Source organism: Mesorhizobium sp. M0772 (assembly GCF_040320135.1).
In the GTDB taxonomy this organism is placed as follows: Bacteria; Pseudomonadota; Alphaproteobacteria; order Rhizobiales; family Rhizobiaceae; genus Mesorhizobium.
Map to the genome: position 1 here is coordinate 1 of NZ_JAMYPB010000015.1, position 15,037 is coordinate 15,037.

At 63.4% G+C, this 15,037-nt stretch carries 13 protein-coding genes, 1 other RNA gene and 1 pseudogene; 13 read left to right on the forward strand and 2 right to left on the reverse strand.

From position 1 onward, the window contains the following. Positions 1 to 159: 159 nt before the first annotated feature. Positions 160 to 2,772, reverse strand: a pseudogene (locus tag NKI06_RS12745) (hydantoinase/oxoprolinase family protein); the annotation flags it as partial. 177 nt (positions 2,773 to 2,949) lie between these two features. Here NKI06_RS12745 and NKI06_RS12750 point away from each other — a divergent pair. The 7 genes from NKI06_RS12750 to NKI06_RS12780 all read left to right on the forward strand — a co-directional run bounded on the left by NKI06_RS12750 (position 2,950) and on the right by NKI06_RS12780 (position 6,931). Continuing rightward, entirely contained in the window at positions 2,950 to 3,147 is a 198-nt protein-coding gene (locus NKI06_RS12750) for a hypothetical protein (protein WP_023668260.1), read from the forward strand. A gap of 209 nt (positions 3,148 to 3,356) precedes the next feature. After that, a complete protein-coding gene (locus NKI06_RS12755; protein ID WP_023699613.1) occupies positions 3,357 to 4,076 on the forward strand; it encodes a J domain-containing protein in 720 nt (239 codons plus the stop codon). Next, entirely contained in the window at positions 4,073 to 4,840 is a 768-nt protein-coding gene (locus NKI06_RS12760) for an N-acetylmuramoyl-L-alanine amidase (RefSeq protein ID WP_352985581.1), read from the forward strand. Before NKI06_RS12755 ends, NKI06_RS12760 begins: the two co-directional genes overlap by 4 nt. A 183-nt stretch (positions 4,841 to 5,023) precedes the next feature. Then, positions 5,024 to 5,728 (forward strand): lytic transglycosylase domain-containing protein, encoded by a 705-nt coding sequence (locus NKI06_RS12765; protein ID WP_352859430.1) that lies wholly within the window; start codon positions 5,024 to 5,026, stop codon positions 5,726 to 5,728. A 50-nt stretch (positions 5,729 to 5,778) separates the two neighbouring features. After that, positions 5,779 to 6,176: RNase P RNA component class A (gene rnpB / locus NKI06_RS12770), an RNA gene on the forward strand. 180 nt (positions 6,177 to 6,356) lie between these two features. Next, positions 6,357 to 6,641 carry a type II toxin-antitoxin system ParD family antitoxin gene (locus NKI06_RS12775; protein ID WP_023668264.1) on the forward strand — a complete coding sequence of 95 codons (285 nt, stop codon included), beginning with the start codon at positions 6,357 to 6,359 and terminating at the stop codon, positions 6,639 to 6,641. Beyond that, positions 6,638 to 6,931, forward strand: a complete 294-nt coding sequence (locus NKI06_RS12780; protein WP_023668265.1) for a type II toxin-antitoxin system RelE/ParE family toxin — start codon at positions 6,638 to 6,640, stop codon at positions 6,929 to 6,931. Before NKI06_RS12775 ends, NKI06_RS12780 begins: the two co-directional genes overlap by 4 nt. Before the next feature lie 8 nt (positions 6,932 to 6,939). Here the strand turns inward: NKI06_RS12780 and NKI06_RS12785 are convergent, their stop codons facing one another. Beyond that, complete coding sequence (locus NKI06_RS12785; RefSeq protein ID WP_352859429.1) at positions 6,940 to 8,055, reverse strand: cystathionine gamma-lyase; 1,116 nt, start codon at positions 8,053 to 8,055, stop codon at positions 6,940 to 6,942. Positions 8,056 to 8,457: 402 nt separating this feature from the next. Here NKI06_RS12785 and mraZ point away from each other — a divergent pair, with 402 nt between their 5' ends. Genes mraZ through NKI06_RS12815 form a run of 6 tightly spaced genes read left to right on the forward strand, consistent with a single transcriptional unit; the run spans position 8,458 to position 15,019 of the window. Next, positions 8,458 to 8,931, forward strand: a complete 474-nt coding sequence (gene mraZ / locus NKI06_RS12790; protein ID WP_352859427.1) for a division/cell wall cluster transcriptional repressor MraZ — start codon at positions 8,458 to 8,460, stop codon at positions 8,929 to 8,931. Beyond that, complete coding sequence (gene rsmH, locus NKI06_RS12795; RefSeq protein ID WP_352765077.1) at positions 8,928 to 9,944, forward strand: 16S rRNA (cytosine(1402)-N(4))-methyltransferase RsmH; 1,017 nt, start codon at positions 8,928 to 8,930, stop codon at positions 9,942 to 9,944. The genes mraZ and rsmH overlap by 4 nt, the downstream gene beginning before the upstream one ends. 4 nt (positions 9,945 to 9,948) lie before the next feature. Continuing rightward, the gene (ftsL, locus tag NKI06_RS12800; protein ID WP_023682142.1) at positions 9,949 to 10,341 is read left to right on the forward strand and encodes a cell division protein FtsL; all 393 of its coding nucleotides are present in this window, start codon (positions 9,949 to 9,951) and stop codon (positions 10,339 to 10,341) included. Positions 10,342 to 10,355: 14 nt separating this feature from the next. Beyond that, complete coding sequence (locus NKI06_RS12805; protein ID WP_023682141.1) at positions 10,356 to 12,080, forward strand: peptidoglycan D,D-transpeptidase FtsI family protein; 1,725 nt, start codon at positions 10,356 to 10,358, stop codon at positions 12,078 to 12,080. 54 nt (positions 12,081 to 12,134) lie between these two features. Next, on the forward strand, positions 12,135 to 13,589 hold the full coding sequence (locus NKI06_RS12810; RefSeq protein ID WP_352985584.1) for a UDP-N-acetylmuramoyl-L-alanyl-D-glutamate--2,6-diaminopimelate ligase: 1,455 nt from the start codon (positions 12,135 to 12,137) through the stop codon (positions 13,587 to 13,589). Beyond that, on the forward strand, positions 13,586 to 15,019 hold the full coding sequence (locus tag NKI06_RS12815; protein ID WP_352985586.1) for a UDP-N-acetylmuramoylalanyl-D-glutamyl-2,6-diaminopimelate--D-alanyl-D-alanine ligase: 1,434 nt from the start codon (positions 13,586 to 13,588) through the stop codon (positions 15,017 to 15,019). The genes NKI06_RS12810 and NKI06_RS12815 overlap by 4 nt, the downstream gene beginning before the upstream one ends. Positions 15,020 to 15,037: the final 18 nt, after the last annotated feature.

Here is a 15,037-nt window from a genome sequence, read left to right on the forward strand (position 1 = left end):
CGACCTGCCTGCGTTCGATCAGCCCGCCCCGGTGGGGGGGGCGGGCGCGGGCCCGCCCCCGTAGGGGGTCGTTGCGGCAGTGCTCGACGCTCTTGTGGTGCCTTCTGAGAGGACCCCACCCGGCCGCTGCGCGGCCACCCTCCCCTCAAGGGGGAGGGAAAACACCGGCGTCACCACGGTGATATCAGGCAAATGCGTGCCGCCATTGTAAGGGGCGTTCAGCGCAAAGACGTCGCCGGGATGGATGTCGCCGGAGTTCAGCCGGATAATGGTTTCGACCGAGCGGTCCATGGAGCCGAGATGCACCGGCATGTGCGGCGCGTTGGCGACCAGCGCGCCATGACGGTCGAAGACGGCGCAGGAAAAGTCCAGCCTTTCCTTGATGTTGACGGAATAGGCGGTGTTCTGAAGCGTGACGCCCATCTGCTCGGCGATCGACATGAAGAGGTTGTTGAAGACCTCCAGCATCACCGGATCGGCTTCGGTGCCGAGGGCAGCCGTGCGCACTTTCCGTTCCGTGCGGCGGATGACGACGTGATTGACATCAGTGATTTCGGCCTGCCAGCCCGGCTCGACGACGATGGTCTGGTTCGGCTCGATGATCAAAGCGGGGCCCGGGACCAGATTGGATGGGCGCAGGTTTTCGCGGCGATGGATGCCGGCCTCATGCCAGCGGCCCTCGGTATAGATGCGCCGCGTTCCGGACGCACCCGCTTCAACCATTGCCGGTCCGGCGGGCGCAACGGCTTCGGCCGTGGTCTCGACGATCTCGGCGCCTTCCACGCCAACGGTCTCGACGATCATCGGCTTGTCATCATAGACGAACCCGAACTGCGCCTTGTGGGCGATTTCGAAATCGCGCCTGGCCTGGAAGATCGAGTCCTGTTCGAAATTAACCGGCAGCGTGGTGTCGGTGCCGTCATAGCGGATGTGCAGCACCGGCTTTGCCGCAATCTTGTCCTCGGCGATGCCTTGCGCTGCCAATTCGGCGATGACGGCTTTTTTCAACGTGCCGATGAGGCTGCCGATCTCGGTCCTGGATTCTTCGGCAAGTGGCTTGAGCAGCGCCTGCTGGCGCGACGCGAAAACCGACGACAGGCCGATACCATAGGCTGAGAGCAGACCGGAAAAGGGGTGGATCAGTACCGCCTCCATGCCGAGCGCGTCGGCAACCAGGCAGGCATGCTGGCCGCCGGCGCCGCCAAAACAGTTCAGGAGATATTCGGTGACGTCGTAGCCGCGCTGCACGGAGATCTTCTTGATGGCATTTGCCATGTTTTCCACCGCGATGGTAACGAAGCCTTCGGCGACGGCTTCCGGCGTGCGGCCATCGCCGATTTCGGCGGCGAGCGCAGCGAATCTTTTATGCACGGCGGCGACGTCCAGCGGCTGGTCCTGGCCTGGGCCGAAAATTGCCGGGAAGAAATCGGGCTGGAGCTTGCCCAGCATGACATTGGCGTCGGTGACGGCGAGCGGGCCGCCGCGCCTATAGGCAGCTGGGCCTGGATTGGCGCCGGCGGAATCCGGCCCGGCGCGGAAGCGGCTGGCTTCGTAGTGCAGGATCGAGCCGCCGCCGGCGGCGACCGTATGAATGCGCATCATCGGCGCGCGGATGCGCACGCCGGCAACTTCGGTGTCGAAGGCGCGCTCATACTCGCCGTCAAAATGGGCGACATCGGTGGAGGTGCCGCCCATGTCGAAGCCGATGACTTTCTCGAAGCCGGCGAGCTTCGCCGTCTCGACCATGCCGACAACGCCGCCGGCCGGACCGGACAGCAGCGCGTCCTTGCCCTGGAACATGTCGGCGGCGGTGAGCCCGCCAGAGGACATCATGAACATCAGGCGAGGGTTCTCCCTCCCCCTCGAGGGGAGGGTGGCGGCGAAGCCGCCGGGTGGGGTCGCCGCGGCAGTGCTCGACGCTTTGGTGGTGCCTCCTGAGAGAACCCCCTCTGTCGGCTTTGCCGACTGCCCTTCGCTATGGCTCCGGGCGTTCGTCGCTGAAAAAGCCAAATCGTCGGCTTTTTCTCGGCCTTTGGCCGACCGCTCCTCACCCCCCACAAGTGGGGAGATTGGCGTCGCGCCCAGTTCTCCCGCCACCCTTTGCACATAGCGCGACAGGATCGGCGACAGATAGGCATCGACCACGGTGGTGTCGCCGCGGCCGACCAGCTTGATCAGCGGCGAGACCTCATGGCTGACCGAGACTTGGCTGAACCCGATCTTGCGGCAGACTTTCGCCACCGCCTTCTCGTGGTCGGGATATTTCCAGGCATGCATGAAGACGATGGCCACCGCATCGATGCCGTCAGCCTTCGCCTGTTCGATGGCGGGGCGGCAGGCGGCGATGTCGAGCAGGCGCTCGACATCGCCATTGGCGCGCACACGCTCGTCGATCTCGATGACCCGCTCGTAGAGCTGTTCCGGAAGGATGATCTCCTTGGCGAAGATGTCCGGCCGCGCCTGATAGGCGATCTTCAGCGCGTCGCGAAAGCCCTTGGTGATGAGCAAAAGCACACGGTCGCCCTTGCGCTCCAGCAACGCGTTGGTGGCAACGGTGGTACCCATCTTGACGTCACCGACCAGGCCCGGAGGAATAGCGGTGCCGGATTTCAGCCCCAGAAGCTCGCGGATGCCGGCTATGGCCGCGTCGGGATAGGCTTCGGGATTTTCCGACAGGAATTTCCTGGGATGCAAACCGCCTTGCGGATCACGTCCGATCACGTCGGTGAAGGTGCCGCCGCGGTCGATCCAAAAATCCCATTTCTTGTCCACGCAGAACTCCGGCATTGCATTTGGGTCCAGACTGTTAGTTCGGCATCGCCCGGCCCGCAATCGGTAGTGCGCGGATGTTACATCAGGAAACGCAACGTTACGAAACTCATGGCCGTTTGATGCATTTTGCCTTCGACCGTTCACCGCAACGTGAGCGTGTGTTGAAGGAGAGATGTCATGAAAAAGCTCATTCTTGCTTCCGTTTCCGCCCTGGCCCTGTTCGGCGTTGCCGCCTGCAGCGACAGCGGTACGGATAACACCACCACCCAGAGCACCAATCCGCCAGCCGCCGAGCCCATGAAGCCGGCGACGCCGGATGCACCGAAGCCTGCAGAACCGGCTCCGGCAACACCTGCTCCTGCCCCCGCGCAGTAGCAGCAGTCCCGGTCACTTTGACGTGACGAGAGAGGAGGCCGGCTTCGCGCCGGCCTTCCTGCGTTTAGGTCGATTCGGGGCTCAAGGGCCTTGAACCGGCTCTTTCCTACGGTTTGGGATCTGGCGCGTCGGTTGCTCGCGTAAATTCGATCCACTCTGCGGCGCTGTCTTGGCTTGATAGCAATGGCCGGCGGCCCTAATAAGCGCTCATGTCGATTTGGGATCGCCTCGGCGACTTCATCACCCGCGTTTCATCTTCAGCCACGTCCGGCGTCGCCGATGTGGTCGAGGCCGTGCGCACGGTTTTCTCGGGTGACGCTGATCTGCGCCGGCGCGTTGCCTTCTCTGTGGCGATGATTGCGCTGTCAGCCAAGATGGCCAAGGCCGATGGCATCGTCACCCAGGACGAGGTTCGCGCGTTCCAGGAAATATTTGAGGTGCCGCGAGAACAGACCCGCAATGTGGCGCGGCTTTACGATCTGGCCAAGCGCGACGTCGCCGGGTTCGAGACCTATGCCGAGAGTATGGCGCAGATGTGCGGCTCGGGCCATTCGAACTGCGTCATGCTGGAAGACATACTCGACGGTCTGTTCCATATCGCCAAGGCGGACGGGCTGGTGCATGAGCGCGAAGGGATTTTCCTGCACCGTATTGCCGAGATTTTCCGCATCGACGAGGTGCACTACGAAGCCATCCTGGCCAGGCACGTCAATCTCGGCGCCGGCGATCCCTATATCGTGCTCGGCATTGAGCGCGGCAAGCCGTTCGAGGAGGTCAGGAAGCGATACCGCAAGCTGGTCTCCGACAATCATCCGGACCGGCTGATCGCGCGCGGCCTGCCGCAGGAATTCATCAAGATTGCAACGACCAGGGTCGCGGCGATCAACGCGGCCTATGAAATGATCGAGCGGGGCCTCAGGCACGCATGACCGGCTTCTCGCCCGACGAGCCAAGCGCGGAGGTCAGGGTATCGCCGAATTTCGGCCCGCGGCGCGAAACGCTCAGGCCCGACATGATCGTGCTGCACTATACCGGCATGGCGACTGGTGCTGCCGCGGAAGCCTGGTTGTGCAACCCCGCAAGCGAAGTCTCGTCGCACTACCTCGTCCATGAGGATGGCCGCATCATCCAGATGGTGCGCGAAAGCGACCGCGCCTGGCATGCCGGTGCAAGTTCCTGGTTCGGTCGTCGCGACATCAACTCCTGTTCGGTCGGCATCGAAATCGTCAATCCCGGCCATTCGCTCGGCTATTCGGCCTTTCCCAAGCGGCAGGTGGAAGGGGTGATCGGGCTTTGCCTTGGTATCATCGAACGCCATTCCATTGCGGCGCAAAGGGTGCTTGCCCATTCCGACATCGCGCCGGGGCGCAAGATCGACCCAGGCGAGAAATTCCCCTGGAAGGCGCTGTTTGCGGCCGGGGTCGGCCATCTCGTGCCTGCGGCGCCGGTCCGGCGCGGCGCTGTGCTGAAAGCCGGCGATACCGGCGCCGAGGTCGAGGCACTGCAGTCGATGCTGGCGCTCTATGGCTATGGCGTCGAGATATCAGGTGTCTTCGACCGCCAGACCGAAATCGTCGTCGAAGCTTTTCAGCGGCATTTCCGACCACGCCTGGTGGATGGCGTCGCCGACGGCTCTACGTCTAGCACGCTGCAAAGCCTGCTGACTTCCCTTAGGTCAGTTGCGTCTAAATAATCTTTTCCTAATATTCAAGTTACAGCCTGTCACTGAAAGTGAATTGCCTCGCCTTGTTCGACACAAATTCCGCCCTCAAAGGCAGTTCGTGCAAGTTATCGGACCTCCAGCCCCCGGATGCTCCGATATTGATTAGGCCTTGCTGCGTGAAGATCTTCGCGCGGCCAAACAGAACAGGACCACATGCAGAAATTGACCGTTGTAACGGCAGCTATTGCTGCCGGCGTAATGACTTTTGCCTTCAGCACGGCCGATGCCGCACCACTGAGCCAGAGGGCAGACCAGGGCTTCATCGCCGCACCCGCCAAGGCCACCATGACGAAGGCAAACCCGAAAGCAAAAAGGGCAACCACCGCGAAAGTGCGCAAAGCAGCCGTGGTGAAGGCCAGAAAAGCCACGGCCAAGAGGCATTTTAAGCGCAACAGGAAGAGCGTCGACCTGACGACGACCGCATCGATCCGCCCAAGCACCGCTGCGGAGTCGACTGCGGCAGCCGCGCTTGGCGGCCAGTATTCGGCAATCATTGCCCGCTATGCTGCGGCCGAAGGCGTGCCGGTGTCGCTGGCCCAGGCGGTCATCAAGATCGAGAGCAACTACCGGCCGAACATCGTCGGCAGCGCGGGTGAAATCGGCCTGATGCAGATCAAGCCGGCAACGGCGCGGATGATGGGGTATAGCGGCTCCGCCAAGGGTCTGTTCGATCCCGACACCAACATCAAATACGGCATGAAGTACCTTGCCATGGCGCGCAATCTCGGCGGCGGCACCACCTGCGGCACGATCCTGAAATACAATGCCGGCCATGCCGCGACGAGGATGAACCCGGTGTCGGCGGCCTATTGCGGCAAGGTCAAGGTGCAGTTGGCGGCATTGGGATCGCCGGCATAAGTCTGCTTTTTCATTTGCGTTTTGGAACGTGAACCCCTTTATACGCTCTGCCAGCTGGCCGGGCGGCCGCACCCGCAAAGCCGAAAGGCTGCGGGTGAGGAAAGTCCGGGCTCCATGGAAACACGGTGCCGGTTAATGGCCGGCGGGGGCGACCCCAGGGAAAGTGCCACAGAAAGCAAACCGCCACGATTTATCGGGGCAAGGGTGAAAGGGTGGGGTAAGAGCCCACCGCGCGACTGGCAACAGGAGCGGCACGGTAAACCCCACCGGGAGCAAGACCGAATAGGGACGGTGCGAGGGGAAACCTTCGAGGGCTGTTTCCGGCTCACCGTCCGGGTAGGTTGCGTGAGGCGCATGGCAACATGCGCCCAAGATGAATGGCCGCCACGTTCTCGCCCCGAAAGGGGCGAGGGCCATACAAAACCCGGCTTACAGGCCAGCTGGCAATTTCTCCCCCATATCGGGATTAATCCTTTGGATCAGCAGTCTGCGCCTTCGGGCGCAGCTGGCGATTCAGGTGCTTGAGCGATTGAATCAAGTACGCATGCTGGGGTCGAGACAAACGCATCCTTGAAGCTGGTACGATTTAATCGTACCATGATTGTCATGGTTTGATCAGGAGCGCATCATGGGTCACGTCGACAAACGCAGCATCACGCTTTCGCCGGAACTGGCGGCGGCGGTCGACGATGTCGTGGCCGCCGGCGAATATGCCTCGGCCAGCGAAGTCATCCGTGATGCGCTGCGACAATGGAAAGACCGCCGCGATCTTCTCGGCTACACGGTCGAGGAATTGCGCAGGCTGGTTCAGGAGGGGATCGACAGCGGACCGGCGGTGGACGGCCAGCCCTTCATGGACCGGCTGCGAGCCAAATATCACAGGATGTCGGAAGCTGCAGGCTCGGAAGAGTGAAATATCGGCTGCTTCCTCAGGCGATATCAGATGTCGAAGGCATCGGTGACTACATTGCGGAACATAGCCCAAAGGGAGCCATGCGCCTTGTGGACGCTTTGGAGAGGCGCTGGACACTGCTCACCTTGCACCCGTTCTCAGGTGCGCCGCGCGATGATATCGCGCCCGGCATTCGTCATCTGATCGTCGGCGAATATGTCACTCTGTATCGCATGGGCGAAGACGCGATCGAGATCGTCCGCGTTTTGCACGGCAGGCGCGATATTGGCGCCGATGACTTGGTGACCTAACCGCCAGCTCAGATGCCGATCTTGTCCAGCGATGCCTCGATCGCCTGCCAGAGTTCTTCCACCGGCTCGCAGCCCACCGACAGGCGCACGAAGCCGGGCGGAACCGAATCTCCTCGCTTGGCCCGCCGCTCGGCGGAGGTGTGGACACCCCCGAACGACGTTGCCGCCTGCATCAGCGTGCAGTTGTTGATGAAATCCTCGGCCTTTTCCTGGGAGAGGAGTTCGAAGGACATGAGGAAGCCGAAGCGCTCCATCTGCGCCCGGGCGAGGTTGTGCGACGGGTCGCCCTCCAGCCCGGGGTAGCGCAAGCCGCTAACGGCGCGATGGTTTTTCAGGCGCTTCGCGATCACCTCGGCAGAAGTACACATGCGGTCGAAGCGTACCTCCAGCGTCTCCAGGCCGCGATGCACCAGCCAAGCCTCGAACGGGCCGGGAATGCCGCCCGCGGTCTCGCGCCAGCCGGTGACGTCCGCGATGATGTCTGGATTGCGGCTGGCGACATGGCCGAACAGCACGTCGGAATGCCCGTTGGCCGCCTTGGTGTCGGCAGCAACGACGATGTCGGCGCCGAGATCGAGCGGGCGCTGGCCGAACGGCGTCATCGTGGTGTTGTCGACGACGACGATCGCGCCCGCTTGGTGCGCGGCCTCGGCGACCGCTGTGATGTCGCAAATGTCCAATCGCGGATTTGACGGGGTTTCAACGTAGACAAGGCGGTAGCCGTCGAAGCCGCCGTCGAGGAATGTAGCTGTCGGCCGCAGATCATAGGCGACGCCGAAGGGCTTGAGGAAACGTTCGGCCAGCGCGCGTGTGGCATGGTAGCCGTCCGAAGGCAAAAGCACGCGGTCGCCGGATTTCAACAGGCCGAAAAACACCGCCGAGATTGCCGCCATTCCTGAGGGGAAGCCGACGCATGGCGCGTCTTCGAGATGCGCCAGCATGTGCTCGACTGCATCCCAGGTGGCGTTGCTGTAGCGGCCGTACTGGCTGTAGCCGGCGCCGTCGCCCGGGTTGTGGAAAATAGCGGCCATGGTCAGCGGCAATGGGATGGGGTCGCCTTTGGCAAGTCCGTCGCGCCGCAGATGGGCAAGGGAGGCCGCGCGGGACCTTGCTGTTTCGGACATGGATTTCTGACCTTGTTGCTCAGCGAAAAGACTGACGACGCTATTCGCGGCAGTGATGCGCGGCAAGCCGCTTCCGCTTGGGCCAGCCCGCTCTAAACGGTTCGTTAGGCTTAATGGGAGATAAAGACGGGAGTGTTGTCAGAGCTGCTCTCACCGGTTGTGGCGCGCGCGTTTGTGAAGCCTGTTCCCGTTGACGCCCATAGTGCCCCATGATATCCCATTTCGATACCAAAGCCTTCGTTCCGCGTCAGGGTAAAGCGTACGCCAATCGGGCAGCCGCGGCGGCTGTGCGTTTGCGGGGTTTTGCCGCTGGGACCGAAGCGGATTTTCGGCAGGGGACGCGCTTCGGCGCGGACGAAAACATGGAGAGGGGTGCGGCGGCGGAAGCGGCTGCAGCGTGTCATGGACCGGTTTCTGTCAAGCGCGGTGAACAGGATCGATGCGAAGGGGCGGGTCTCCGTTCCGGCGCATTTCCGCGCGGTCGTGCAGAAGCGCGGCTATTCGGAACTCTATGCGCTGCGCGGCCTGGACGTGCCTGCGATGGATGTCGGCGGGCTCGATCTGCTCGACCGCTACGAGCAGCGCATCGCGCTGGAAGACCCTTTTTTGCAGACGGCGGACGATATGTCGTTCTTCTGCCATGGCGACGGGACGTTCCTGAAGCTCGATCAGGATGGCCGCATCACGATGAGCGATTTCATCCGCGAGCATACGGGCATCACGAGCGAAGTGGCCTTTGTCGGCCGTGGCAATTTCTTTCAAGTTTGGGAGCCTGGACGGCTGGGCGCCTATGGGGCGCAGGCGCGCGCTCGGCTTTTGCAGCTTCGGCAGGGGACGAAGGCTCACGAGGCCAAGGCTGGGGAGCGGCCGGAATGATGGCGGATCACGGCGATGATCTCAGCGCCGTTGGCGGACCGGTCCGCCACATTCCGGTCCTCCTCGCCGAAGTGCTGGAGGCGCTCTCACCCAAAGAAGGCGATGTGATCGTCGACGGCACGTTCGGCGCCGGCGGCTACACCAAGGCGATCCTGGCGAGCGGCGCCTCGGTGGTGGCGATCGATCGCGATCCCGATGCGATTGCCGCCGGGCGCGGCCTGGAACAGCAATCCGGCGGCAGGCTGAGGCTGGTGCAGGCGCCGTTCTCGACGCTGGACGAACAGGTCGAAAGCGCCGACGGCGTTGTCCTCGACATCGGCATTTCCTCCATGCAGGTCGACCAGCCCGAGCGCGGCTTTTCGTTCCGCACGGACGGGCCGCTCGACATGCGCATGGCGCAGGCGGGTTTGAGTGCTGCCGACGTCGTCAATTCGTTCAAGATAGGCGACCTTGCCCGCATCTTCGGCTTCCTCGGCGAAGAGCGTAACGCCGGGCGCATTGCCCGCATGATCGAGAGCCGCCGCGAAAAACGGTTGTTTGAGCGTACGCTTGATCTCGCCGACGCCATCGAGACGCATATCGGCCGCGCGCCGAAGGACAAGATTCATCCGGCCACCCGCGTCTTCCAGGCGCTGCGCATTTTCGTCAATGACGAGCTGGGCGAATTGGCCAAAGCCCTAATGGCATCCGAGCGGGTATTGAAGCCCGGCGGGCGGCTTGCGGTGGTGACGTTCCATTCGCTGGAAGACCGCATCGTCAAGCGCTTCATCGCCGACCGCGCCGACGTCGCCACCGGCTCACGTCATTTGCCCGAGGCGCACGCGCGCACTGCGACCTTCCGCAAGGCCGGTGGCGGCGTGACGGCAGGCGATGCCGAGGTCGCTGCCAATCCGCGGGCGCGCTCGGCCAGGCTGCGTACCGCCATCCGCACCGAGGCGCCGGCGCGCGCCGGTGATCTCACCATTTTCGGCCTTCCAAAGCTTCCCGGCATCCAGGCGCCGCGAGAGAGGTGAATACGTGTTTCGAACCAGCGACATAGTCCTGATCGCCGTCATGGTCTCGGCCGCGGCCCTGACCTACAAGGCCAAGCGCGAGGCCGAGGAACAGCTGGCTTCGGTGCAGAAGATCGAGGCGCAGATCCGCTATGAGGAGGACACGATCGACCTGCTCAAGGCCGACTGGAGCCTGCTGACCCAGCCGTCGCGCCTGCAGAAGCTGGCTGAAATCTACAAATCGCAGCTCGCACTCGAGCCGGTCAATGCGCGGCAGATCGTCGGGCTCGACGACCTGCCGGCAAAACCGCTCAACATCGAGGACCTGTCGTCGCAGCGGCTTGGCGGCATGGCCGACAATTCCGGCAAAGGACCAGCCGACAAGGATCCCGTGGTCACCGGAGCCATCGTCCAATGATCGCTGGATTTCCAATGCGCGCCAAACTTCCGTCGGTCGGCAAATTGCTGAAGCGCCGCGCACGGACCGGCGAGGACGGCTCCATCGTGGTCGAAGGCGCGCGCAAGGCGACCGGCGGCAAGGCCAAGACCCGCATCGTGATGACGATGGCGGTGTTCTTCGGCATCTATTCGACCATCGCCGGGCGGCTGGTCTATCTCGGTTTCCAGTCCCCCGACATGTCGAATGGGCCGCAAAGCCGGGTGACGGCGTCGCGTCCCGACATCGTCGACCGCAACGGCGAGGTGCTGGCGACCGACATCAAGACGGCATCGCTGTTTGCCGAGCCGCGCCGCATCGTCGATGCCGACGAGGCGATCGAAAAGCTGTCGACCATTCTGCCAGATATCGACCCCGAGCAGACCTATCACAAGCTGAAAAGCGGCGCCGGCTTCGTCTGGCTGCAGCGGCAGCTGACGCCCAAGCAGCAGGCCGACATCATGCAGCTCGGCATTCCCGGCATCGGCTTTCGCACCGAAAAGCGCCGCTTCTATCCGGCCGGCGTGACCTCATCCTACATTGTCGGCCTCACCAACATCGACAATCAGGGCATCTCCGGCATGGAGAAATACATTGACGAGCAGGGCCTGAGCGACCTGCAGGCCTCAGGCTTGGCGATCGCCAAGGATCTGAAGCCGGTTCAGCTGTCGATCGACCTGCGCGTCCAGCATGTGGTGCGCGACGAGATTGCCGCCGGCCTCGAGCGCTATCGCGCCATGGGCGCAGGCGCCGTCGTGCTCAACATCAAGACCGGCGAAGTGGTGGCGATGGCCTCGGTGCCGGATTTCGATCCGAACAATCCCTTCAATGCGCAGGACAAGGACCGCCTGAACCGCATGTCGGCCGGCCTCTACGAGATGGGCTCGACCTTCAAGAGCTTTACCTCGGCCATGGCGCTCGATTCCGGCAAGGCGAACATGAACAGCCGTTTCGACGCCTCGCATCCTATCCGGGTCGGCCATCAGGCCATTCACGATTTCCACGGCAAGAACCGCGTGCTGTCATTGCCGGAGGTGTTCCTTTACTCCTCCAACATCGGATCGGCGCGTGAGGCCGAAATGGTCGGCATCGAGGGGCACCGCGAATTCCTGCATCGCCTTGGCCTTCTGGACAGGATGCAGACCGAACTGCCTGAGGTCGCGCGCCCGACCGAACCGAAGGTCTGGAAACAGGTCAACTCCTTCACCATCGCCTTCGGCCATGGCGTGTCGACGACGCCGCTGCAGGCCGCCGTCGGCTGCGCGGCGCTGATGCAGGGCTATTTGATCCCGCCGACTTTCCTGGTCCGCAGCGAGCAGGATGCCATGGCGGTGGCCAAGAGAGTGGTCAGCGAAAAGACTGTGGAGGGCATGCGCTACCTCTACACGCTCAATGCTGAGAAAGGCTCGGCCAGAAACGCCAGGGCCCCCGGCTACCGCGTTGGCGGCAAGACCGGAACCGCCGAGAAGGTGATCAATGGCCGCTACTCGAAGGAACTGAATTTCAACACCTTCGTCGCTGCCTTCCCGATGGACGATCCGCAATATCTGGTGTTTACGATCGCTGACGCTCCGCACCCGGAAAAGCCCGGGATGACCGACGTCGCCGCCAACAATGCGGGTGTCATGGCCGGAAACATCATCAGGCGGGCAGCCGCCATGCTTGGCGTGAAGCCAGATTTCAGCCATGAAAATGGCGCAACGCTGGTTTCCTATCAGTGATTCTTAGGGCGCGCCGGCAACTGCGCGCCATTTTGTTGAGATAAACGGGGTTCGATGCACCTGAGAGATTTAGCCGGTATCCTGCCTGTCGAGGGAACATCTTCCCGCGATGTGGAGGTAACCGGGATTTCGTCGGATTCCCGCACGGTCAAGACCGGCGTGGTCTTTTTCGCGCTCGCCGGCAGCAAGGCGGATGGTTCGGCCTATGCCGCCGATGCGGCAAAGCGCGGCGCAGCGGCGGTTGTCGTGGGCAAGGCCAGCGCCGTTTCCGGCCTGTCCGTCCCGGTGCTCAGCGTCGACGACCCACGCCTGGCGCTGGCGCTGAGCGCGGCACGTTTCTTCGGCAGCCAGCCGGAGACCATGGTCGCGGTTACCGGCACCGCAGGCAAGACCTCGGTCGCCGCCTTCACCAGGCAGATCTGGGAGCAGGCCGGCTTTGCCGCCGCGTCCATCGGCACCACCGGCGTGGTGGCGCCGGGCCGCAACGATTACGGTTCGTTGACCACACCCGATCCAGTGGCTTTGCACCAGTTGCTCAAGGAATTTGCGGAGGCCGGCGTCACACACGCCTCGATGGAGGCTTCCAGCCATGGTCTCGACCAGCGCCGTCTCGATGGCGTCAAGCTCGCCGCGGGCGGTTTCACCAATCTCGGCCGCGACCATATGGACTATCATCCGACGGTCGAGGACTACCATCGCGCCAAATTGCGCCTGTTCGACACGCTGCTGCCGAAAGGCGCGCCGGCGGTCATCTTTGCCGACGATCCGTGGTCGGCGCCGACCATCCAGGCTGCGCAGGCCGCGGGGCTCAATGTGCTGACTGTCGGCCGCCATGGCGATTTCCTGCGCCTGAAGCGGGTCGAGCACGAGCGCCACCGCCAGCGCGCCGAGGTCGAAGCTGACGGCGTGCTCTACGAGATCGACCTGCCGCTCGCCGGCGACTTCCAGATCGCCAACGCCCTGGTTTCGGCCGGACTGGCCATTTCCACCGGAACGCCGGTCGCCAAAGCTTTAATGGCATTGGAGAAACTTCAGGGGGCGCCAGGACGGCTCGACCTGGTCGGCGCCACCGCCAATGGCGCGCCCGTCTATGTCGACTATGCCCACAAGCCGGATGCGCTGGAAAATGTACTGGCCGCCGTGCGCCCATTCACCACCGGGCGCGTCATCGTCGTGTTCGGCTGCGGCGGCGACCGCGACCGGGGCAAGCGGCCGATCATGGGCGAGATCGCCACGCGGCTCGCCGATGTCGTCATCGTCACCGACGACAATCCGCGCTCGGAAGTGCCGGAAACGATCCGTGCCGCGATCCTGGCGGCCGCGCCCGGCGCCATTGAAATCGGCGACCGCCGCAAGGCGATCCACGAAGCGGTCGCCATGCTGAAAGCGGGCGATACGCTGATCGTTGCCGGCAAGGGCCATGAAGAGGGCCAGACCATCGGCGCCGAGACTTTTCCGTTCTCCGACCACGAAGAAGTCCGGTCGGCGCTGCGGGAGCGGGCCGCATGAGCGTGCTCTGGACTTCCGAGGCGCTGGTCGACGCCATGGGCGGTCGGCCGCTCGGGCCGATGCCGGAGGGAATTTCGGGGATCTCGATCGACAGCCGCAGCCTCCAGCCGGGCGACGCCTTCTTCGCCATCAAGGGCGAGGCGATGGACGGCCATGACTTCGCGACCGCGGCGATCAAGGCCGGCGCCGGCGTGCTGGTCGTTGCCGAAGGCAAGTTGCCGTCGCTCGGGCGGCTGACGGCGCCGATGATCGTGGTGCAGGACGTGCTGGCGGCGCTGGAAAAACTCGGTGTCGCCGCGCGCGCGCGTTCGAAGGCGAAAATCATCGCTATCACCGGATCGGCCGGCAAGACCACCACCAAGGAGGCGCTGCGTCATGTGCTGTCGGCCGTCGGCACGGTGCATGCTTCGGCGCAGTCCTTCAACAATCATTGGGGCGTGCCGCTGACGCTGGCGCGCATGCCCGGCGATTGCGACTATGCGGTGTTCGAGATCGGCATGAACCATCCGGGCGAGATCCGGCCGCTGGTCAAGATGGTCCGGCCACATGTGGCCATCGTCACGATGATCGCCGCGGCGCATCTCGGCTTCTTTAGAAATCTCGACGAGATCGCCAAGGCCAAGGCCGAGATTTTTGAAGGCATCGAGCCCGGCGGTGCGGCCTTGCTCAACCGCGACGATGCGCGATGGAAGCTGCTCGACAAGATGGCGCGAGCCGCCGGCGTCGAACATGTCTTTGGCTTCGGCGAGAATGCACGGTCGACCTATAAGCTGACCAAATGCGAGCTGCATGCCGATCATTCCGACATCACCGCCAGGATCGGCGGGCAGGATGTGACGGCGCGCATCGGCGCGCCCGGCCGCCACATGGTACAGAACGTCCTGGCGGTGCTCGGCGCCGCGCATTTGGTTGAAGCCGACATCGGCAAGGTGGCCTTGGCACTGGCCGATCTGTCGGCCGAGCGTGGCCGTGGGAAGCGCCATATGCTTCGCCACTCCAAGGGACCGATCACACTGATCGACGAGAGCTACAACGCCAATCCGGCCTCGATGGCTGCTGCCATGGCGCTGCTCAACGCGACGCCTGTCACGGGCGAGGGCCGGCGCATCGCCGTGCTCGGCGACATGCTCGAGCTCGGCGACCATTCGGCCAAGCTCCATGCAGCCCTTGCCGAGTTGATCGTCGGCACCGGCACAAACACGGTCTTTCTCGGCGGTCCGGAAATGCGGGCGTTGGCAGACATCCTGCCCGACGAGATCAAAACGGAATACCGCGCCGGCGCCGAGGAATTGAAGCCGCTGCTGTTGTCGACGCTGAAGGCCGGCGACGTGGTGATGATCAAATCGTCGAAAGGCATCGGCTTTTCAAAGCTGGTCGAGGCCTTGCTCGGCAAATATCCGGCGGAAGCCGCAGGCACGAAACAGAACTAGTCCGGGGAACGGAATCGT

Bases quoted from the DNA above. Each gene is read 5' to 3' on its own strand.
- NKI06_RS12805 (WP_023682141.1), top strand. From the start codon at position 10,356: ATGCGCGCCAAACTTCCGTCGGTCGGCAAATTGCTGAAGCGCCGCGCA.
- NKI06_RS12760 (WP_352985581.1), top strand. From the start codon at position 4,073: ATGACCGGCTTCTCGCCCGACGAGCCAAGCGCGGAGGTCAGGGTATCG.
- NKI06_RS12810 (WP_352985584.1), top strand. From the start codon at position 12,135: ATGCACCTGAGAGATTTAGCCGGTATCCTGCCTGTCGAGGGAACATCT.
- NKI06_RS12775 (WP_023668264.1), top strand. From the start codon at position 6,357: ATGGGTCACGTCGACAAACGCAGCATCACGCTTTCGCCGGAACTGGCG.
- rsmH (WP_352765077.1), top strand. From the start codon at position 8,928: ATGATGGCGGATCACGGCGATGATCTCAGCGCCGTTGGCGGACCGGTC.
- NKI06_RS12755 (WP_023699613.1), top strand. From the start codon at position 3,357: ATGTCGATTTGGGATCGCCTCGGCGACTTCATCACCCGCGTTTCATCT.
- mraZ (WP_352859427.1), top strand. From the start codon at position 8,458: ATGGACCGGTTTCTGTCAAGCGCGGTGAACAGGATCGATGCGAAGGGG.
- NKI06_RS12785 (WP_352859429.1), bottom strand. From the start codon at position 8,055: ATGTCCGAAACAGCAAGGTCCCGCGCGGCCTCCCTTGCCCATCTGCGG.
- NKI06_RS12750 (WP_023668260.1), top strand. From the start codon at position 2,950: ATGAAAAAGCTCATTCTTGCTTCCGTTTCCGCCCTGGCCCTGTTCGGC.
- NKI06_RS12815 (WP_352985586.1), top strand. From the start codon at position 13,586: ATGAGCGTGCTCTGGACTTCCGAGGCGCTGGTCGACGCCATGGGCGGT.
- NKI06_RS12765 (WP_352859430.1), top strand. From the start codon at position 5,024: ATGCAGAAATTGACCGTTGTAACGGCAGCTATTGCTGCCGGCGTAATG.